The organism is Rheinheimera aquimaris (genome assembly GCF_020531985.1).
GTDB lineage: Bacteria > Pseudomonadota > Gammaproteobacteria > Enterobacterales > Alteromonadaceae > Alishewanella > Alishewanella aquimaris.
The window spans coordinates 481,159-503,104 of sequence record NZ_JAJAVQ010000001.1 but is presented as its reverse complement, the minus strand read 5'-3'; the positions used below and the strand labels follow the sequence as shown (position 1 = coordinate 503,104).

Annotated in this window: 15 protein-coding genes; 12 read left to right on the top strand and 3 right to left on the bottom strand. The window is 50.2% G+C overall.

Features of this window, described 5'->3' with window-relative positions; genetic code table 11:
* Positions 1-24: 24 nt before the first annotated feature.
* Genes coxB through LHL18_RS02255 form a run of 4 tightly spaced genes read left to right on the top strand, consistent with a single transcriptional unit; the run spans position 25 to position 4,379 of the window.
* Positions 25-690 carry a cytochrome c oxidase subunit II gene (gene coxB, locus LHL18_RS02270; protein ID WP_226765596.1) on the top strand — a complete coding sequence of 222 codons (666 nt, stop codon included), beginning with the start codon at positions 25-27 and terminating at the stop codon, positions 688-690.
* Entirely contained in the window at positions 683-3,193 is a 2,511-nt protein-coding gene (ctaD, locus tag LHL18_RS02265) for a cytochrome c oxidase subunit I (protein WP_226765595.1), read from the top strand. The genes coxB and ctaD overlap by 8 nt, the downstream gene beginning before the upstream one ends.
* Positions 3,190-3,570, top strand: a complete 381-nt coding sequence (locus LHL18_RS02260) for a hypothetical protein (RefSeq protein WP_226765594.1) — start codon at positions 3,190-3,192, stop codon at positions 3,568-3,570. Before ctaD ends, LHL18_RS02260 begins: the two co-directional genes overlap by 4 nt.
* A 47-nt stretch (positions 3,571-3,617) precedes the next feature.
* The gene (locus tag LHL18_RS02255; protein WP_226765593.1) at positions 3,618-4,379 is read left to right on the top strand and encodes a cytochrome c oxidase assembly protein; all 762 of its coding nucleotides are present in this window, start codon (positions 3,618-3,620) and stop codon (positions 4,377-4,379) included.
* 80 nt (positions 4,380-4,459) lie between these two features.
* Here LHL18_RS02255 and fusA read toward each other — a convergent pair whose 3' ends face one another.
* Entirely contained in the window at positions 4,460-6,565 is a 2,106-nt protein-coding gene (gene fusA / locus LHL18_RS02250) for an elongation factor G (RefSeq protein ID WP_397472591.1), read from the bottom strand.
* Between the two features lie 309 nt (positions 6,566-6,874).
* Between fusA and LHL18_RS02245 the strand changes: the two genes are divergently transcribed.
* The 3 genes from LHL18_RS02245 to LHL18_RS02235 all read left to right on the top strand — a co-directional run bounded on the left by LHL18_RS02245 (position 6,875) and on the right by LHL18_RS02235 (position 10,974).
* Positions 6,875-7,792, top strand: coding sequence for a TlpA family protein disulfide reductase (locus LHL18_RS02245; RefSeq protein ID WP_226765592.1), 918 nt, complete (start codon positions 6,875-6,877; stop codon positions 7,790-7,792).
* A 59-nt stretch (positions 7,793-7,851) separates the two neighbouring features.
* A complete protein-coding gene (gene murI, locus LHL18_RS02240) occupies positions 7,852-8,712 on the top strand; it encodes a glutamate racemase (protein WP_226765591.1) in 861 nt (286 codons plus the stop codon).
* Positions 8,713-8,904: 192 nt separating this feature from the next.
* Positions 8,905-10,974: a catalase gene (locus LHL18_RS02235; RefSeq protein ID WP_226765590.1), complete on the top strand. Its 2,070-nt coding sequence runs from the start codon at positions 8,905-8,907 to the stop codon at positions 10,972-10,974.
* 59 nt (positions 10,975-11,033) lie between these two features.
* Here the strand turns inward: LHL18_RS02235 and rimO are convergent, their stop codons facing one another.
* Positions 11,034-12,437 (bottom strand): 30S ribosomal protein S12 methylthiotransferase RimO, encoded by a 1,404-nt coding sequence (gene rimO, locus LHL18_RS02230; RefSeq protein ID WP_226765589.1) that lies wholly within the window; start codon positions 12,435-12,437, stop codon positions 11,034-11,036.
* Positions 12,438-12,544: 107 nt separating this feature from the next.
* Entirely contained in the window at positions 12,545-13,510 is a 966-nt protein-coding gene (locus tag LHL18_RS02225; RefSeq protein WP_226765588.1) for a glycosyltransferase family 2 protein, read from the bottom strand.
* A 306-nt stretch (positions 13,511-13,816) separates the two neighbouring features.
* Between LHL18_RS02225 and LHL18_RS02220 the strand changes: the two genes are divergently transcribed.
* The 5 genes from LHL18_RS02220 (at position 13,817) to LHL18_RS02200 (ending at position 21,942) form a co-directional block, all read left to right on the top strand.
* Entirely contained in the window at positions 13,817-14,128 is a 312-nt protein-coding gene (locus tag LHL18_RS02220; protein WP_226765587.1) for a hypothetical protein, read from the top strand.
* Between the two features lie 45 nt (positions 14,129-14,173).
* The gene (locus tag LHL18_RS02215) at positions 14,174-15,505 is read left to right on the top strand and encodes a TolC family protein (RefSeq protein WP_226765586.1); all 1,332 of its coding nucleotides are present in this window, start codon (positions 14,174-14,176) and stop codon (positions 15,503-15,505) included.
* Entirely contained in the window at positions 15,502-16,446 is a 945-nt protein-coding gene (locus LHL18_RS02210) for an efflux RND transporter periplasmic adaptor subunit (protein WP_226765585.1), read from the top strand. The genes LHL18_RS02215 and LHL18_RS02210 overlap by 4 nt, the downstream gene beginning before the upstream one ends.
* Positions 16,447-16,461: 15 nt before the next feature.
* On the top strand, positions 16,462-19,581 hold the full coding sequence (locus LHL18_RS02205; protein ID WP_226765584.1) for an efflux RND transporter permease subunit: 3,120 nt from the start codon (positions 16,462-16,464) through the stop codon (positions 19,579-19,581).
* 120 nt (positions 19,582-19,701) lie between these two features.
* Positions 19,702-21,942 (top strand): hypothetical protein, encoded by a 2,241-nt coding sequence (locus tag LHL18_RS02200; protein WP_226765583.1) that lies wholly within the window; start codon positions 19,702-19,704, stop codon positions 21,940-21,942.
* Positions 21,943-21,946: the final 4 nt, after the last annotated feature.

The following is a 21,946-nucleotide window of genomic DNA, read 5'->3' as shown; positions in this document are numbered from 1 at the left end:
GCAGCTGTTGGCTGCGGCGTGGTTTTGCTGGGACTCAGCGGCTGCTCTGGTCCATTTTCTACTCTTGACCCGAAAGGTCCAGCGGCGGCAGACGTCGCGTTGCTATGGTGGGGGATGCTTGCAGTAGCAACACTTGTATTGCTGGGCGTTGTGGCGCTGTGGTTATATGCGATAAAACGCCGCCCACGAGAAAACGACGCATTATCAGAATCTTATAGCTGGTTGTGGCGGGGCGCTTTAGCATTACCGCTGGCATGTATAACGGTATTGCTGGCTTTTGGTATACCTGCCGGCCAGCGTATGGCAGCCTTTGCAGACAGTAATGCGTTGCAAATTGATGTCACCGGCCATCAGTGGTACTGGCAGGTTAAGTATCGCGGCTACGCCATAGAGATGACCAACGAGCTACACATTCCGGTTGCAACAGCCGTTTACCTGAATTTGCGCAGCGCCGATGTCATTCACTCATTCTGGGTTCCCCGGCTGGGTGTAAAACTGGACATGTTGCCGGGGCGCACCAATCTGTTAAAGCTTGAAGCGTCAGAAGCCGGCGTATATCGCGGCCAGTGTGCGGAGTATTGCGGATTGGGGCATGCACATATGCAGTTTACTGTTAAGGCTTACGACAAAGAGGCGTTTTTGCAGTGGCTCAATGCGCAGCAGCGGGAGGAGCGGCGGGCAGATGACTGAACACCACAACAGTGCACCGGCGCATCAGCAACACCTGACTCAGATCTGGGCTAATTTACCCGGCTGGCGCAGCCTGGCCGCAGTGAATCACGGTACCATAGGATTGCGGTTTATTGTCACTGGTATGCTGTTTTTCCTGATTGGTGGCGTGCTGGCCATGCTGATCAGAACCCAGCTGGCGTTGGCTGAGCAAACTATTGTCAGTGCCGAGGTGTATGCCCAGCTGTTTAGCATGCATGGCAGTGTAATGATGTTTTTGTTTGCGATACCCGTGCTGGAGGGTATCGCTATCTACCTGATCCCTAAAATGATTGGCAGCCGCGATTTGTTATTTCCGCGTTTGAGTGCTTTTGGCTATTTTTGTTACCTATTTGGCGGGCTGATCATTTTATTCAGCCTGGTATTGGGTATAGCGCCGGCGTCAGGCTGGTTTATGTATACGCCGCTTAGCAGCAGTGAATTTTCACCCGGACCCGGCTCAGATTTCTGGTTGCTTGGCATTACCTTTGTCGAAATTTCAGCACTGGCGGCAGGTGTCGAGCTTACGGTATCAATACTAAGCAGTCGTGCCAGAGGCATGACACTAAGCCGGATGCCACTTTTTTGTTGGTATATTCTGGTGATGGCAATGATGATAGTGTTTGGTTTTCCGCCTCTGATCCTGGCCAGTATTCTGCTTGAGCTGGAACGCGCTGCCGGTATGCCCTTTTTCGCGGTGGCGGGGGGCGGTGATCCTTTGCTGTGGCAACATTTATTCTGGCTGTTTGGCCATCCTGAGGTCTACATCATCTTTTTGCCGGCAGCGGGCATTGTCTCTACGCTGATCCCGGTATTCTCTGGCCGTCCTATTGTCGGATATCGCTGGATTGTTATCGGCGTAATTCTAACCGGTTTTATCAGCTTTGGTTTATGGGTACACCATATGTTTACAGTGGGGATCCCACAGCTGGCACAGGCATTCTTTTCGGTTGCCAGTATGCTGGTTGCAGTGCCAACCGCCATTCAGGTATTCGCCTGGCTGGCGACGTTGTGGCGGGGTAACGTAGTGTTTCGCCTGCCGATGCTCTGGTTATGCGGCTTTTTAGTCGTGTTTGTCTGTGGCGGGTTGACAGGCGTGATGCTGGCGTTAGTACCTTTTAACTGGCAAGTGCATGATACTCACTTTGTGGTGGCCCATATGCACTATGTGCTGGTTGGTGGCATGTTTTTTCCGTTGATGGCGGGCCTGTACTACTGGCTGCCGCTGGTGTCCGGCCGTATGCCGTCAGACAGCATTGGTCGCTGGGGATTCTGGCTGACTTTCATTGGTTTTAATCTGACGTTTTTGCTGATGCATCTGACCGGTTTGCTGGGCATGCCGCGGCGTATTTACACTTATGAAGCAGGGCTAGGCTGGGACTGGCTAAACTTTATATCGTCGATAGGTGGCTTCATTATGGCTACCGGCGTTGCGATAACCTTACTGGATTTATTACTGCATTTTCGATTTGGCAAACACTCTGCCGCTAACCCCTGGCAAGCCGATACGTTGGAATGGGCCATGCCATTGCCGCCACCACAGTATAATTTTGCCAGCCTGCCCACAGTAAATAGCCGCCAGCCATTATGGCAGCAGGCCGATGTAGCCGAAGCTGCAGCGGCAGCAGCTGAGTTCAGCCACAGCTATTCAGGGCTTCGAGAAAACTGGGGAACCACGCCGCTGAATGCCAGACTGGCAAAAATACTGTGTCTGCCAGGCAATTCGTGGTGGCCGCTGCGCTGCGCTCTGGTGTTGGCAGTGGTTTGCATCAGTCTGTTGTGCCGTCAATATGGGCTGGCGGCACTGGCAGCAGTTATTGCTGTCGGTTTACTGCTTTGCTGGAGCTGGCAAAATGGTGCCCGTTTACTCAGTGACAAGCCGGTGATAACGCAAAATACAGAGCTGCGTTTTGACTACCAGACAACTGACGGCCCCGGGCGTATCGGCATGATCGTCAGTTTGCTGGCAAATGCTGTACTTTATATGTCTTTGTTATTTGGCTGGTTTTATCTTTGGACTGCGGCGCCGCTGTGGTCGTCGGTACAACAGGGGCCTGTGCCGGTGTCAGCACTTGTTGCTGGGGGCGTGATACTGACTGTTACAGCCTGGCAGTTTAACCGTGTTTGCCGGCAGTTGGCGAACGGGGATGATACCGCTTTACTACGCCGGCTTTGCTACTGCGCCGCAACAGGTATCACTCATATCGCGCTGCTTGGCGGCGTGTTTGTCGTTACGCCGTTGCAGTACACCGGCAGCGCGCATGATGCTGTTATCACTGTGGTGCTGCTGTACCTGCTGGGGCACGCTTGTCTGGCGGTGCTACTTACACTGTTGCAAGCTATCAGAGTCAGGCTTGGCTACGTCGGGCGCTCGGCACCCTATGAGCCACAAGTCATCAAACCGCTCTGGCTATACTATCTGGCCGTTTACTGGCTGAGCACGGCCTTATTCTTTTTGTTGCCGCTCGGATGGTCTGCAACATGACCGGGCAGGCTGCAGAGCAGGGGATAAAACGCTTCTTCAGGCCGGATCATCCGGTGCAGTTTGTACTGGGGTTAGCAATCTGGAGTTTATGGTTTGTGGTGATGTATGCCGCTTTGTCAGTAGGCTGCGGGTTTTTCCCGCCTGTTACTGAAACAGTGTTTAACCTGATAACACCAACTTTGCTGCTATTTACACTGCTGATAATGTTGCTGTTTACAGTTTTAGCCCTACGAAGCTGGCGGTATAGCCGGCATGCCCAAAACCTTAGTCACATGCAACGCTTTACTGTCCGTGTCGGGTTAGCATTGCATTTGTTAGCGGCGCTGGCAACACTGGCCGGCGCTTTGCCGGTGTTGGTGCTAAGCCCTTGCGTATGATATGGGTGTGCGCCGGCGCACTAACTCTGATTTTGGCAGGCGTTAGTATGGAGTTGCGGGCTGACAGCATTTTATCGCTTAGCGGGCAAACCCTCGTTGCTGAGCTGCTGGCGGCGTCTCTACTGGCGGTGCTCTGGTTGTGCTATCTGTGGGGCAGTGTAAGGCGTCGTCCTGCACCTATGCAGGCGCTGATGTTTCACAGTGCCTGTCTGCTAACGGTTTATGCTGTATTGGGGCCGCTTAATATAAAAGCAGAAGTCAGCGCCAGTGCACACATGGTACAACACATGCTGTTTATCGTGGTAATAGCACCCATGTGGGCCATTTGCATGCCGTTGCCACAGTTTGCTGCACTTTGGCGCAGCAGAGGCAAACGTTACTGGCAGCCGCTGCTTAAAATGGTCCGTTTCCCAATGCGGCTGGCTTACCTGCATGTGTTGGTTATCTGGTTCTGGCATATTCCGACGTTTTATGTGCTGGCACTGGAAAATCCCTGGTGGCATCTGGTTGAACACAGCTGCTTTTTGCTTACTGCTGCACTGTTATGGTGGGCTGTACTGCATTGTAATGAACGCAGCAGGCCATGGGCATTGCTGGCATTACTGTTTACGCTGGTGAATACTGGCTTTCTCGGCGCTATTCTGACCTTTGCAAGCAGCTTGCTGTACTACCCGACCCATGAGCTGGCCGATCAGCAACTTGCGGGACTGTTAATGTGGGTACCGGGTGGTATGCCGTATTTATTAGCGGCGGCCTGGTTAGGCTACTGCTGGCTAAATGGAATTAATATGCGGGATGAGCTTGAATAACGGCTATGAGAATGATGGTTACGCAGATATAAAAAAGCCCCGCGGAGTGAACCAGCGGGGCTTTTATCAACAGCTACAGCTTAGTTTTTAGCAGCTGCGGCTTTCTTTTCTTTCTCTTTCGCGATTACAGCGTCCGCTACGTTAGTAGGGCACGGCGCGTAGTGAGAGAACTCCATAGAGAACTGACCACGGCCTGACGTCATAGTACGCAGGGTAGAGATGTAACCGAACATTTCTGACAGTGGTACGTCTGCTTTGATACGTACGCCTGTTACGCCAGCTTCCTGACCAGAGATCATGCCGCGACGACGATTTAAGTCACCGATAACATCACCAACGTGGTCTTCTGGGGTGAACACGTCAACTTTCATGATTGGTTCCAGCATCTGCGCGCCAGCTTTTGGCATAGATTGACGGAACGCACCTTTAGCGGCGATTTCGAACGCGATAGCTGATGAGTCAACGGCATGGAAACCACCGTCGAACAGTTCAACTTCAACGTCCAGTACCGGGAAGCCAGCCAGAGGACCAGTAGACATCATAGACTCGAAGCCTTTCTCGATCGCCGGGAAGAATTCTTTTGGAACGCTACCACCAACAACGGTAGACACGAACTTGAAGCCTGAGTTTGGCTCGCCCGGACGAATGCGGTAGTCGATTTTACCGTACTGACCAGAACCACCAGACTGCTTCTTGTGCGTGTAGCTGTCTTCGATTTCACGGGTAATGGTTTCGCGGTAAGCAACCTGAGGTTGACCTACAATCAGCTCAACGCCGTAAGTACGTTTCAGGATGTCGACTTTGATATCCAGGTGTAATTCACCCATACCTTTCAGAATGGTTTCGCCTGAGTCGATATCAGTTTCAACGCGGAACGTTGGATCTTCAGCAACCATCTTACCGATAGCGATACCCATTTTTTCCACTGAACCTTTATCTTTTGGTGTTACAGAGATAGAGATTACCGGCTCTGGGAATACCATTGGTTCCAGAGTACATGGGTGCTTAGGATCACACAGCGTGTGACCAGTCTGGGTGTTGTTCTTCATACCGACGATAGCGATGATGTCACCGGCCTGAGCAGTAGTCAGGTCAGTACGGTCGTTCGCGTGCATTTCAACCATACGGCCAACACGTTCAGTTTTACCGGTGTAAGAGTTCAGGATGGTATCACCCTTGTTCAGCACACCTGAGTAGATACGTACGAACGTCAGGGCGCCGAAACGGTCATCCATGATTTTGAACGCTAAGGCGCGGAACGGCTCATCTGGAGAAACAATAGCTGATTCGCCGGTTTCGTTACCTTCTTCGTCAGTCAGAGGCTGAGGAATAACTTCAGTTGGTGACGGCAGGTAATCAACAACAGCGTCTAACAGTAATTGCATACCTTTGTTTTTGAAGGCAGAACCACAGTAAGTAGGGAAGAAGGCCAGGTCGCGGCAACCTTTACGGATACAACGCTTGATATCTTCGATTGAAGGCTCTTCACCTTCCATGTACGCCATTAACAGGTCATCATCCTGCTCAACAGCAGTTTCGATCAGTTGTTGACGGTACATTTCAACGTCATCAGCCATGTCAGCTGGAATATCAGTTACAGTGTAGTTTTCTGGCTGGCCAGAATCATCCCACACGTAAGCTTGCTTGCTTAACAGGTCAACAACACCTTTGAACGTGTCTTCACGGCCGATAGGTAGTGTCATGATCAATGGGTTTGCACCCAGAACTTTTTTCACCTGCTCAGTAACGCGGATAAAGTCTGCACCGATACGGTCCAGTTTGTTAACGAAGATCAGACGTGATACTTCTGCGTCGTTAGCATAGCGCCAGTTAGTTTCTGACTGAGGTTCCACACCGCCAGAGCCACAGAATACGCCGATACCGCCGTCCAGAACTTTCAGTGAACGGTATACTTCAACAGTGAAGTCAACGTGGCCCGGTGTATCGATTACGTTGAAACGGTGACCTTTCCAGAAACAGCTTACAGCAGCTGACTGGATAGTAATACCACGCTCTGCTTCCTGTTCCATGAAGTCAGTTGTTGATTCACCTTCGTGAACTTCACCTAACTTATGGATTTTACCGGTCAGTTTAAGAATACGTTCGGTTGTAGTTGTTTTACCGGCATCAACGTGAGCGAAGATACCAATGTTTCTGTATAACGATAAATCTGCTGCCATAGTCATCTCTATAAGCTGGGGGTTTGAAAATAGTGCGATAATATACAGGATTTAAAATCAATTTGCCCGAAAAAAAATAGCAGCGGCAGATGAATTTTTTGTCTCTGTAGCGAATTGTTTGCACAATCTACCGTGTTTTGGCCGCGAGACAGGTGTGCTAACACTGTACCACTGCAGGCTGGCAGCGTTTGGCGCTGGGCACTTAGCTGCACAGATAAGCTTTATGTCCTACCTCTTTTTATGGTTTTTGTGTCTTTCCTCACATAGATTGCGCGGTACAATAACGACATAACCGATAATTAACTGGGTGTTTCTATGCGATTGAGCTTGTGGTTGGCAGGGGTAATAACGATGCTGTTTGTTTCATCGGCAGTGTTGGCTGATGATTTCAGACAGATCACTTTGCAACAATTTGGTAGCGGCAATAGCGTAACTCTCGCGAGCTTATCCGCAGATAAACCTGTGTACGTGAAGATGTGGGCAACCTGGTGTAAGCCTTGTATGGAACAAATGCCGCATTTTGAAGCATTACAGCAGCAGTACGGCGATAAAGTAAATTTCGTTGCCGTTAATATCAATATCAATGAAAACAACGATAAAATCGCTCAGGTAATAAAGCGGTTTAACCTAACCATGCCGGTTTGGCTCGACAATGAAGGCCAGCTCGGTGTCGCACTTGGCTTAACCGGAACACCCTATAGTGTACTCATTAACAGCAAAAATGATGTGGTGTATACCACGCACGAATCTGACAGCAATCTGGATCGTTTTATCAGTATGCTGGCAAAAGGCCAGGCGCTAAAGAGCGCGGCAACAGATGCACTAACTGCTGAACAAAAACACACTATATTGCAAAACTGGCAGCAGGGTGAGCAACTGGTGTTTTTCACCGCAACCTGGTGTGACTGGTACTTGCTCGATACCCGCCCTGAAATGGCAAATGCCTGTAAACAAGCGCAAACTCAGCTTAACAGTTTGCAACAGCAACTCCCTGACAGACAGTGGCGGGGCGTGGTAAACCATCTGTGGACAGATGAGCAGGCGTTAGCGGAATTCAACTTGCTATATAACATCACTGTGCCGTTTAGCATCGACGAAGCCGGTGTGCTGTTTAATCATTTTAATATCCGTACTATACCAACGTTACTGGTTATAAAAGACGGTAAAGTGCAGCAGCGGATCACGGATTTTAGTAATACAAATAGCCTTGTTCAGCAACTGTCTGGTCATTAATGGTTATGCTTGCAGTCGTTTTTATACAGTTGGTGAAACGCCAATAACAGGAAAATAATATGAGTGGTGGGGCAGGCAATTTGCCGGGGGCTATCGGTATTTTTGACTCTGGCATTGGTGGCTTGTCGGTGGCGCTGGCGGTACGCAAGGTAATGCCGGCGGAACATCTGATTTATGTGGCCGACACAGCATATGCGCCCTATGGAGATAAAACCGACGATTTTATCTATCAGCGTATGGCGCTGATTACGCAGCAATTAATACACGCTGGTGTGAAAGCGGTGGTGGTGGCCTGCAACACTGCCACTACCGCGGCAATAAGTAAACTGCGGGAAAACTTCGCCTTGCCCATAATTGGAGTTGAACCTGGCGTTAAACCTGCTGTGCTGGCCAGCAAAAGCAAAGTGGTGGGTATTCTGGCCACCCCCCGTACTTTACTTACACCGGCTTTTGCCAACTTAACGCAGCGTTATGCTGATACCGCGACAATCTTGCTGCAACCTTGTCCTGCGTTCGTACCTCTGATTGAGTCCCTGCAATTTGATACGGCACAAATGCGGCTAGCAATACAAAGCGCCATTCAGCCGTTGCTGATACAAGGGGCCGATACCCTGGTACTGGGCTGCACACATTATAATTTTATCGCTGATATTGTCGCTGATATTGCCGGGCCGGATGTCACGGTTATACGCACTGAACACGCGGTAGCAGAACAAGTAAGCCGCAAGCTGGCAGAGTGTCAGCTGTCAACTGACGAAACGCGGGCCGCTACAGAGCAATTCTGCAGCAGCGGTGATTTAAATTTGTTCAGCCAGCAATTGCGGCGACTATGGCAACGAGAATGGCCAACTTCAACCAACCCCAGGTTGTTTGCTTTAGCCGAGTTATGCGTTGTACAACCAGCCCCGGCTGACATTTAGCGTAAAAAAATTACATTTGGCGGGTAAATGTTTACCAGTCATCTGGATGCCTTCACCTCTTTGCAGCCCCACAACAGCTGCCAGTCATACTTCGCCTGACTGGCCTTCTTTTTGCACCTTGAAGCGGACTTTTAACCCAGCAGTGTTCGTTAAAACGGACACTGTATTTTCCCATTGCTAAGGAGGTTATTCATGGCCGACTCATTCAGCTACTCAGACAACAAAGGTAAAGGTGGCGAGTTACATCAGCCCGCTTCAGATAAGTATCCTACCATGACCACTGCTCAGGGCTGCCCGGTAAGCGATGATCAAAATTCGTTAAAAGCCGGTGAAAGAGATCCGACACTGATGGAGGACCATGTTCTGAGGGAGAAATTGTTTCATTTTGACCATGAACGTATTCCGGAGCGGGTTGTGCATGCCAGGGGCTACGGCGCCCACGGCTATTTTGAGACCTATGAGTCTTTATCTGAGTTGACCAGCGCCGATCTGTTTCAACGTAAAGGCGAGAAAACACCGGTGTTTGCCCGTTTTTCTACTGTCGCTGGCAATAAAGGTTCCGCAGATCTGGCCAGAGATGTCAGAGGTTTCGCGGTAAAGTTCTATACCAAAGAGGGTAATTGGGACTTAGTGGGAAACAATATTCCGGTATTCTTTATTCAGGATGCGATGAAGTTCCCGGATTTAATCCATGCCGCCAAAGCAGAGCCAGACCGCGGTTTTCCTCAGGCGCAAACTGCGCATGACAATTTCTGGGATTTTATCAGCTTAACGCCTGAGTCGATGCACATGGTGATGTGGACAATGTCTGACCGGGCTATTCCGCGGTCGCTGCGTTTTATGCAGGGCTTTGGTGTGCATACTTTTAAGCTTGTTAACGCCGACGGTAAGCAACACTTTGTTAAATTTCACTGGAAGCCCAAAGGCGGAATGCAATCAGTAGTCTGGAATGAAGCGCTGAAATTAAATGGTGCTGATCCGGATTTTCACCGGCGTGATTTGTGGCAGGCGATAGAGCGGGGGGATTATCCGGAGTGGGAGCTGGGGGTACAGATTTTCGATCAGAGTTTTGCCGAGCGTTTTAATTTCGACGTATTTGATCCGACCAAGCTTATTCCGGAAGAGCAGATACCCGTTAAAATCATTGGCCGGATGGTGCTTGACCGGGTGGTCGATAACTTTTTTGCAGAAACCGAACAGGTGGCGTTCTGTACTCAGAATATCGTTCCCGGCCTGGATTTTACGCCGGATCCTTTACTACAAGGGCGCAATTTTTCTTATCTTGATACCCAGTTAAAACGCCTCGGGGGGCCTAACTTTACCCATATCCCGGTTAATGCGCCCAAATGCCCGGTGCGGCATTTTCAGCAGGACGGTCATATGGCGATGCGTAACCCTAAAGGCCGGGTAAATTACGAACCGAACTCCTGGGACGGCGGTGAGCATAATCCCAGGGCTTGCCCGGCACATGGGTTTGTCAGCTCAAGCCAAGCGATGGGTGACAGCAAGCTGCGCTATCGCTCGCCAACTTTTGCTGATCATTACAGCCAGGCCAGGCAGTTCTACATCAGTCAGACTGCTGTGGAGCAGGAACATATGCAAAATGCGCTGATCTTTGAGCTGTCCAAAGTAGAAAATCTGCCGATCAGGCAGCGGCTTGTATCGCATTTACTGAATATAGATAAAACCCTGGCAGAGCAGGTTGCAAATGGCCTCGGATTCAGGTCTATGCCTGATGCTGCTGAGGCAGCGATGCCACCGCGCCAGGATTTGCCGGTGTCTGATGCGCTGAGTATTTTAAAGAATAGTCCCAATACCTTCAGCGGTCGAAAACTGGGCATTTTAGTGTCGGAAAACTTCAATGCGGCCTTGTTGCGTCAGGTAACAGAGGCGCTGAAAAAAGAGGGCGCCAGCTATGAAATAATCGCACCGAAAGTCGGCGGTGTATGTGCAGATGATGGCAAGCATCAAGCTGGCGATCAGCTGGTCCAAGGCGGGCCGTCAGTGCTGTACGATGCCGTGCTGTTGCTACTCAGTGCAGAAGGTGCTCAGTCGCTGGCAAAATTGGCAGAAGCGAAAGATTTCGTCACAGATGCCCACGCCCATATGAAATTCATCGGTTACACAGCAGAGGCTGAGGCACTTATAGATGCGGCAGGTTTAACGGGCAGTAAAGATGATGGCTGGATAAACCTTGAAAAAGTATCTGCAGATGGTTTTCTGAAGACCTTGCGTGCTTTACGTTATTGGAAACGAAGCTGATTTATTGATGGAATTAAAAAAGCCGCAGTAGTTACTGCGGCTTTTTAATGAGTGGTTATTTACTCAGCGAGTGACGCCCATAAATCGTACTCGTCAGCTTCTTCAATTACCGCATCGATAATATCGCCAGGTTTAACGCTGGTTAAACCGTTCAGGTACACTGCACCGTCAATTTCCGGGGCATCAGCAAAGCTTCGGCCGATAGCGCCTTCTTCGTCTACTTCATCTATCAGCACTTTAATGGTTTTGCCAATTTTTGCCTGCAGCCTTGCAGTGCTTATCGCCTGCTGGGTTTGCATAAAGCGGTGATAACGCTCCTCCATTACCTCATCTGCTACCGGATCGGGCAGGTCATTCGCTTTGGCGCCTTCGACCGGGCTGTATTTAAAGCAACCGACGCGGTCAAGCTGGGCTTCCTGTAACCAGTCCAGCAGCATCTGGAAGTCTTCTTCGGTTTCACCCGGGAAGCCAACGATAAAGGTTGAGCGAATAGTTAATTCAGGGCAGATTTCGCGCCATTTTTTAATGCGTTCTAATACACGGTCAGCTTGGCCTGGCCGTTTCATCAGCTTTAAAATACGCGGGCTGGCATGCTGGAACGGAATATCCAGGTAAGGTAACACTTTGCCTTGTGCCATCAGTGGGATAATGTCATCCACATGCGGGTAGGGGTAAACATAGTGCAAACGCACCCAAATGCCCATATCACCGAGTGCTTCACACAGCGATTGCATTGAGGTTTTTACCGGTGAGCCATTCCAGAAACCGGTGCGGTGTTTTACATCAACGCCATAAGCACTGGTGTCCTGGGAGATAATCAACAGCTCTTTTACGCCGGCGTTTTTAAGCCGTTGTGCTTCGTCCAGCACCTCACCGACCGGGCGGCTGACTAAATCGCCACGCATTGATGGAATAATGCAGAACGTACAACGGTGATTACAGCCTTCAGATATTTTTAAGTAAGCATAGTGCTTAGGCGTTAATTTAACGCCGTGATCCGGCACCAGCATAGTGAACGGGTCGTACTTAGGCTTAGGTACAAACTCATGCACCTGCTTTAACACGTTCTCGTAAGAGTGCGGGCCGGTGATCCCGAGCACGTTCGGGTGCACTTCGCGTATTTCATCTTCGCGCGCACCTAAACAGCCGGTGACAATCACCTTACCGTTCTCCGCTAAGGCTTCACCGATGGTTTCCAGCGATTCCTGTACCGCACTGTCAATAAAACCGCAGGTATTAACAATGACCAGCTCAGCATCATCGTAGGTTGGCACTATGTTGTAACCTTCGCTTTTTAGCTGGGTCAGAATACGTTCAGAGTCGACCAGGTTCTTCGGACAACCAAGGCTGACAAAGCCGATAGTATTGCCTTTGCCACTACCGGTTTTAGCCTCTGCAGCAAGGCTTTTGGCTGGCGTATCCAGCGTGGTGGTTTGTGTCGGGTCAAAGGTTTGTACTGTCATAGTGTCTCTTGAAATGGGCTGAGCCTGAAAAAAGTCGGCGGATTATACCTGAATACGTATAAAGATACAGAGCTGACTGGATAAAAAATAGACAGATGTTGGCAGGGCTACGCTACCACAGCCGGTTGCGCCCGGTGCCGGAAAAAATACCGCGCCAGTTGCCACTTCTTACGCGCGGAAAACCCTGCAGTAAAGCACTGTTGCAGCAGCAATGACCTGACATCCTGCTGCAGCGAAGGTGTCAGGCTTATTTGCAGCGTATTGTTTAATTGCAGACTGTAAAAAAGATAAACCAGGTTTAACAGCAATAAGTTACGACATTGGGTTGGCAGCGCCGTATAACACTGCGCCTGACGCAAGCTGGTATAGAACTGTTGCAGCTGTTGTAGTTGCCCCGGTGTGACGTTATAGGAAGCGCTGGCGGCATGGTCGCGGTAGCCGTAAAGCGGCTGGCGCAAATGGTATAGGGTAGCGGCCTGCTGATACAGTTTGGGGATTGCCATGACATCTTCACAATATGCGACACCTGGCTCGAAGCGAAAATCCGGCGCAATGTTTTTGCGGTATATTCTTAGCCACGGAAACCAGCGGTTTGACTGAAATACCGCTGGCGCAACGCGTTTTACCTGATGATAGCCCGCGTTGTGTTTTAAATATCTGGGTTTAGACATTGGCAGCCGGGCAATATCTGAAAAGCGTTTAAAGCCTATTTCGATAAGATCAGGCTGATGTGCGGTAATAACGCTGAGTAACTGCGGGATATAACCCGGTAACAGCACGTCGTCAGCATCGACAAAGCCAACATACCGGCCTGTACTGCGTGCGATACCCAGATTTCTGGCCACACTTACGCCGCTGTTTAGCTGACTCAACAGCAAATAACATTCTGGCCATATAGATTTGGCAATATGGCGTTGCGCTACTGCCAAACTGTTATCCGTTGCGCCGTCACAGACTAACACCAGTTGTACCTTAGCGGTAAGCTGTGTCTCAACCGACATCAACAATTGGTCCAAATAGTCTGCCGCATTATAAAACGGCACGACAAGAGATAATAAAACCTCAGACGACATCTTTAACCACTGCTAACTTAGAACCAGGCGGCCAGTTTATCAGCGGGCAAAGCAAGAAAAGTAACGCTTTTACAGTTGGTTACCAATAATCACAGCTGGGTTTTATTTGTGAAGTTTTGTTCAGTCCGGCTAAGGCTTTTTCCGACCCGGCTCTTGTGCAGCTTTAATAATCAACTTAGTATAATGGGCTAGTTGGACAGCGGCCCTGTTCTGTCTAATAGCTAAAACGTTAATTGAACTGATAAAGCGATAATAGCCTTGATAAGTAATGATGCACTAGCCAATACACCACTAAGCAGAATGCTGATGGCATTGATGCTGGTTGTGCAATTGCTGTGCGTCATGTCGGGTACTTTTTCGGTTGAGGCGGCTGATGATGTTCACCATACTTATCAGTCTGAGCCAGACCAATATCAGCTTGTCATGACCTTAGTTGAGACAGCTGAGCATGGTAAGCACACCAGCTGCGATCATTGCAGCCATTGCCATGCCGCACATATTGGCCTGTTTAAACCAGCAACAGCCTTACCTGCTTTACAAAACGAGAAACCAACGTTTTATATAAACCGTATTCCAAGCTCTCCCAAACGCAATATATACCGCCCACCAATCGCCTGATCCTGTTTTTTTCTGGTTTTAATTCATCACTAACAGGATTTTATTATGTTCTTGAAAATAAGTTGCAAGCGCTATGCGGCGTTTGGCTTGTTTGCTGCCGGTATTGTACTACTGCATACGCCAGCAACAGCCCAGGCTGCAGACGCGGACTTGTCGCTGCAACAAGCGGCAAAACGGGTATTACAACAACACCCACAATTACAAATATTTGACTGGCGTTTAAAAGCGGCAGCAGGCCAGCAGCAATTGGCTGAACTTAAACCCGGCTATGAGCTTGGCTTACAGGCTGATAATGCCTTTGGCACTGGTGATATGTCGGGTGTTAAAAGCCTTGAGGTCACCGTATCACTGTCTTCGGTTATCGAGCTTGGCGGTAAACGTCAGGCAAGGGCGGCAGTAGCCAACGCTAATCAAGCGTTAATACTGGCGCAGCAACAAGCCAGTAGTCTGGATTTACTCGGCGAACTGACCCAGCGTTATATTGCAGTGCTGACATTGCAGCACAAGGTTGCTTTAGCTGTGCAAACCGTAAATATGGCAGAGCAGGCATTTACCCTGGTCAGGCAGCGGGTGCAGCATGGAGCCGCGCCGCAAGCTGAGCAATTAAGGGCTCAGGTCGCACTCAGGCAAGCTCAGTTGCAGCAAGGTCTGCTGCAGGTAGAGCTGCAAAGCAGTAAACAGTTGCTGGCCAGTTTGTGGGGCGCCAGCCAGGTAGATTTTAATCAGGTTAGCGGCGATTTATTTTTGCTCGCTGACAGCCCGTCATTTCAAATCCTGTATCAGCAGGTTTTAAGCACACCGGCAGTTGAAGTTTATGCCGCACAGCAGCGCGTGAACGATGCACAGCTTGCACTGACACAAAGCCAGTCTGCCAGTGATGTACGCTGGCAGGTGGGGGCGATGCGCTCGCAAGAAAGCCGGGACTTTGGCGTTGTTGCCGGCGTGTCTGTGCCGCTGTTTGGTAATCAGCGTAATCAAGGCGCAGTTACTGCCGCTCAGGCAGAGCTAAAAGTTGTGCAATATGAGAAAGATGCTGAGTTACTGCGTTTACGGGCGCGCTTATACCAGGCCTGGCAAGCCCACCGCTACAGCGCCATGGCGGTAAAAGATATGCAGCGCGATATTCTACCTGCGCTTGAACAAGCGTTACAGCAAACCGAACAGGCGTATTCGCGTGGCCGTTATGGCTATGCCGAGTGGCTGTCTGCCCGCCAGGCATTACAGGATGCTCAGCTTGAGCTGGTTAATGCTGCCAGTACCGCCTTGAGTAACCAGGCATTAATAGAGCAACTTAGCGGCGTTGCACTTGGCACAGCTGCAATGATGAAAACGACTTCCACACAGCTTATCGCTACCGGCTCAGGATCTTCAAAATGAAATACTCAGCATTCTTAATTGTTTTACTTATAAACGTGCTGGCAAGCCCTGCACAAAGCCATGTCAGTGATGAAAACACTAAAGACAAACAGACACGTGCTGCTGTTGCAGATGAACCGGATCACGTCGAAGGCCTGGGGGAGGCCGCTATTATTAATGCCGACATGGCAAAGCGGGTGGGCATAGAGGTTAGCTCAGCAGGTCCAGGCACTATTGAGCGACATTTGCCGCTTTATGGCGAATTGGTTATTCCGCCAAACCGGCAGGCGCAGGTTAGGGCGCGTTTCCCCGGCGTTATTGCGCAAATAAAAGCCAGCGTGGGCGACAAGGTGAGTAAAGCTGATGTGCTGGCGCTGGTTGAATCAAATGACAGCTTACGCACCTACCCACTAACGGCGCCAATCAGTGGTGTCGTCATTCAGCAATATGCCAGTCAGGGCGAATACACTGCGGGTGAATCGTTGTTTTCGCTGGCCGATAGCAGCGTGCTGTGGGTAGAGCTGAAAATGTTTCCTGCCTCATTAGATGAGATTAAAACCGGGCTACCGGTGCATATAGAAGCCCGCGGTGGCCGCGTTGACAGTCATATCAGCCACATTTTGCCGGTAACGGGGCAGCCTTATGTGCTGGCCCGGGTAGTGCTGGATAACTCGCAAAACCGATTTGCCGCTGGTGAGCGGGTGAGGGCGCTGGTTGACGCCGAAATTATAAATGTGTCTTTGGTGGTTGATAACCGTGCTTTGCAGCAGCTTGATGGTAAACAAGTGGTATTTGTACGTGAAGGTACGCGCTATGAGCCACGCCCTGTGCAGTTGGGCCGTACCGATGGGCGCTTTAGCGAAGTGCTGTCGGGTTTACATGCTGCAGAAGACTATGTGGTGGTGAACAGTTATCTGATAAAGGCTGAGATTGAAAAGGCCGGCGCAGCTCACGAGCATTAATATCAGGAGATAAACATGATAGAAGCTATCGTCCGTTTCTCGATTGAGCGCCGGTATTTGATGCTGAGCCTGATTTTGCTGCTGATAGCAGGCGGGCTTTGGAGTTACCAGCGTTTACCGATAGATGCAGTACCGGATATTACCAACGTACAGGTGCAAATTAATACCGAAGCGTCTGGCTATTCGCCACTGGAAGCAGAGCAGCGTATTACCTTTGTGGTGGAAACCGCACTGTATGGTTTACCCAGGCTTAACTATACCCGCTCTTTATCACGTTATGGCCTGTCACAGGTAACAGTGGTATTTGACGAGGGCACGGATATTTATTTTGCCCGTAACCTGATTAACGAGCGTCTTGGCAGTATTAAAAATGCGCTACCACCGGGGTTAGATCCACAAATGGGGCCCATTGCCACCGGCCTTGGCGAAATATTTGTTTATACCGTCGATGCGAAACCCGGTGCCACAGATGCTAACGGCAAGCCGCTGGATGCCATGTATTTGCGTGAAGTGCAGGACTGGATCATAAAACCGCAACTGGCACAGGTAAGCGGTGTGGTTGAAGTAAACACCATCGGTGGTTATGACAAGCAATACCACGTCATGCCAGATCCGGCAAAAATGCTGGCAATGGGCGTTACTTTGCCACAGTTAAGCGCCGCCTTGCAGGATAACAATGCTAACCGTGGCGCAGGTTACATTGAACGTAACGGCCAGCAGTTGTTGGTGCGCTCGCCGAGCCAGCTTAATACCATTAGCAGTATTGAAAATGTGGTTGTTGCGCTTAATGGCTCGGTGCCTATCCGGGTAAAGGATGTGGCAGAGGTTGGCCTGGGCAAAGAGTTACGCACCGGTGCTGCCACCCGTGATGGCCATGAAACCGTAATGGGCACCGTAATGATGTTGCTGGGCGAGAACTCGCGCACCGTCGCACGTGATGCTGCCGCCAGGCTCGAAGCAATAAAAAGCTCATTACCGCCGGGCGTAGTGGTTGAAGCGGTATACGATCGCACAACGCTGGTTGATAAAACCATTGTTACCGTGCAAAAAAACCTGCTGGAAGGCGCTTTGCTGGTCATAGTGGTGCTGTTTGTGCTGCTGGGCAATATCCGTGCGGCGCTTATTACCGCCGCTGTTATTCCGCTGGCGATGCTGACGACAATTAGCGGTATGGTACAACAAGGCGTATCGGCTAACCTGATGAGCTTAGGGGCGCTCGACTTTGGCCTGATTGTCGATGGTGCGGTGATTATTGTCGAAAACTGCATTCGCCGTTTAGGCCTGGCGCAACATCAAACCGGCGGTTTGCTGCTACTGCGCGAACGTTTAAAAGTAGTGTTTAAAGCCACCACCGAGGTGATTAAACCCAGCTTATTCGGCGTGGCCATTATTACCGTAGTGTATATTCCGGTGTTCGCGTTAACCGGGGTTGAAGGCAAAATGTTTCACCCTATGGCGGCAACGGTAGTGATGGCGCTGCTGGCGGCGATGGTATTGTCATTAACGATAGTACCCGCAGCGGTCGCGGTATTTATGGCTGGCAAAATCAAAGAGCAGGAAAACCCGCTAATAGTAGCTGCTAAATCTGCCTACCGGCCGATACTGTACGCCGTGCTTAAATTCCGGCTGCTAGTGGTGGGGCTAGCCAGCGCGTTGGTTGTTGGCTGCATCTGGCTAGCCACTACGCTTGGCTCAGAGTTTATTCCACAGCTGGATGAGGGCGATATTGCCTTGCATGCGATGCGGGTAACCGGCACCGGCCTTGAGCAATCTGTGCAGATGCAGGAAGTGCTGGAGCAGCGTATCAAGCAATTCCCCGAGGTTGATAAGGTGTTTGCTAAAATTGGTACACCAGAGGTGGCAACCGACCCGATGCCGCCGAATGTGGCCGACAACTTTGTGATTTTAAAGCCACGTAGCGAATGGCCCAACCCTGCGAAAACCAAAGCGCAGCTGGTTACTGAAATGGAAGCCGCGTTGGAGCAGTTGCCAGGGAATAATTACGAGTTTACCCAGCCTATTCAGATGCGCTTTAACGAGCTGATTTCCGGCGTACGAGCAGATGTAGGCATTAAGGTATTTGGTGATGATCTGGATATGTTGCTAAAGGTTGCCCAAAGCATTGAGCAGGTTGCCGGTAGCATCAGTGGTGCGGCCGATGTACGCACCGAGCAGATATCGGGTTTGCCAGTACTGGCTATTACGCCAAAACTTACCGCATTATCCCGCTACGGGCTGACAGTCAGCCAGTTTCAGGACGTTATCGCCATGTCAATTGGTGGCGAACACGCTGGTTTGATCTACGAAGGCGATCGCCGGTTTCAGCTGGTGGTACGCTTGCCAGAGCAAATCCGTAGCGATATTGATAACCTGGCCTGGTTACCAATTCCCTTGCCTGATGGCGGTTATGTACCACTGACAGAAATTGCTACGCTGGATATTCAGACCGCGCCGGCGCAAATTAGCCGCGAAAACGGCAAGCGCCGCATTGTGGTGTCAGTGAATGTGCGTGAGCGTGATTTAGGTAGCTTTGTCGCTGAGCTGAAACAGCGGGTTAACTCGCAAGTGAGCCTGCCAGCCGGTTACTGGCTGGATTATGGCGGCACTTTTGAGCAACTGGAGTCTGCCAGTAACCGGCTTAGCCTGGTAGTGCCAATTACATTGCTGCTGATTATCGGTTTACTGGTAATGGCGTTTAACTCGTTAAAAGATGCGCTGATTATTTTTACCGGCGTGCCTTTGGCCTTAACCGGCGGCGTATTGGCACTGTGGCTGCGCGGTATGCCGCTATCTATTTCGGCAGGGGTGGGTTTTATTGCGCTATCTGGCGTGGCGGTGCTAAACGGCCTGGTCATGGTGTCGTTTATCCGCCAGTTGTGGCAAGAGAAAGGCGATTTACTGTACGCGGTGGTTGAAGGTGCGTTAATCCGCTTGCGGCCGGTATTAATGACCGCACTGGTTGCCAGCCTGGGGTTTGTGCCGATGGCACTAAACACGGGCACCGGTGCAGAAGTACAGCGCCCGCTGGCAACTGTGGTGATTGGCGGCATTATTTCAGCTACCTTGCTGACTTTAGTTGTGCTACCGGCGATTTATCATTGGTTACACAATAAAAAAGCCAATAACCTGAATTAAAACGTAAAAGTAAAGGCACAGTTGTTGTGCCTTTACAGCTTGTAGTGCTGTATTAAGCATTTTGTTTACGTCGTTATAACGATAGAATACGCCTTTTTTGAAAAAGGGAACAAAACGCTGATGAGATCGTTCTTGGGCTTTTCGCTGTGTGTAATGCTTGCTGCATGCTCTAACCCAAATAAAGACGTCGAATTTTCACCGGTACAAGGCGAAGAGCGCGGTTATCAGGCAGTAAGTCGCACGCATATTTCTATTGATACCGGCCGTGGCAAACAGCAAATGAGCTCTACGTCGCAGCAATTAGCCCGCTACAAAGTGGTGCAGACCGGTAAAGAAACAAAGCTCGAACTCTATATCGATTATCTTAACATGCGCGATGGCCAGAGCGGGTTGCGAAGTTCCCGTCGCGCCAGTGCCAATCCGGAATTACATGCCTTGTTCTCTAAAGGTTTTAGCTTAACAGCTGATCTGGAGGCCGGTAAGCTGACACATTTTGCCGCCTTAAATGACGAAGTCTGGCAGGCACTGCTAAAAAACAGGGGCACAGAGCTTGAAGCTGAGCTGAAAAAAATGTTCAGTGCGGCCACCTTTATTACGACAGTACCGGCCAAAGTAGGGGCGACCGTTACATTGCCGGGCTATCAGGATCTGACAGATGTTACCCTGACAGTATTGGCCGTAACCGACGAGCAATTGACAGCGCAGCTGGCAGCAGAGCTTGATGATGGCAAACTGTACGGGCAACTGGTGTTGTCGCGGCAAAGCGGCTGGCTGGAAAAAATGCTGATGGTTGCTGATCTGCCGTTTGAGCAATATGGTTATGCCGGACGTGTACGATATCAGGTGGTGATGGTGCCGGACTCAGAAATGTACGGCAGCCTGTTTCAGCAACTTGAGTACAACTATCAGCGACCGGTTTATGAATATACCACGCCGCCTGAATTAGCGTCAGTGACAACGATGCAACCGTTAACGAGGCAGCAGGTCTTTCCCTGGCCGCAGGGGTACTTTGTTCTGAACGATGATCTGTTAGGTGTTAATTATCAGCACGATTTTTCTGCCGGCCAGCAAGGGCGGCTAAAATTAACGGCGATTAGCGCCCAGAACAGTGCTGGCGAGCCAATTCCGCTACAACTCAGATCTCAAAGGTTATATACCTATGCCAATGACGATAGGTTTGTTAAATCCAGCCAGCAAAATTTACTCGTGGGCTGGAACGAGCCGGACGAATTGATGAATGATGTGGCACAGCTTAGTGCGGATGCCGAGTTTTACCCGGCAGAGTTAATAACACTGCGTATAAAACCAGATCCGGCAAATACCGTTACGGTAAGCGAAGGAGAGTTAACGGTTACATTGTCGCCTGTGCCAGATGAACCGCAGACCTATAAGCTGACGGCGTCGGGTAACGAGCGTTATCAATTGTTACAGCGTTACGATGGTGCAGAAGGCGCGATGATTTCTTACCCCGGCGCGCAGTTTTCAGGCCCGGACTGGCTGACAGAAGATGAACGGAATGCGTTGGATCTGGTGATGGCGCCGTATTACAACGATGCACAAAACGTCACTATTCTTCAGTTTAAGCAGTTGCCGGCAGAGCTGACGTTGTATGCCAGTGTTTATGCCGACAAGCCGCTTTACCGGCAAAATATACAATTTCTGCCACATGATAAATATCCTCAGGCTGATACGCTGCCACCAACTAACCAGTATTTGCTGTTTGATGAAGATCGCTTTGGCCAGTACGCTGCGGATGATGAATTATCGCCACCGCCGGTACCGCAAAACCCGGCAGACGTTAAGCCTGAACCAGTAAATAACTTTGGATTGGCAGTGCACTTAAGTGCCGAATTGGCGCAGCTTTGTACGTTAACTGTCGTAGAAGCGCCAGAAGTATCCGGCCAGGCTCTGGTGTGGCAGCTAGTGCCGCAATCTCCCCGTCAGGTGTTGCCGAAACAGGTAAAGTATCAACTTAGCACTACTGATGGCATCCGGCGTTACTTTTATGAAATTGACGTAACAACCACATTGTCTTGCAAAGGTACGCCTATCTGGCAGCGGCTTGATTACACACCGGAGGTTTCATGGCTGGTAGATTTAAATAAACTACCAGAGTGGGACCCAGGCTGGACAATGGCGACGTTATTACAGCGTTACCGGTTTTTAAACCATGAAGGGCTGGCACTGTCTCCGGTACAATCCGGCTGGTCTTATGATTTATCAGAACAACTGCTGTCAACGCAGCTGCATAACGAACACTATCTGAGAATTCAGGGGCGTGTAACACAAATTCAGCACCTTACACAGCAAGGTGAACCGGTTACAGACGACTGGTCATACCGTTTTCCTGCATTGCCATAAGGAA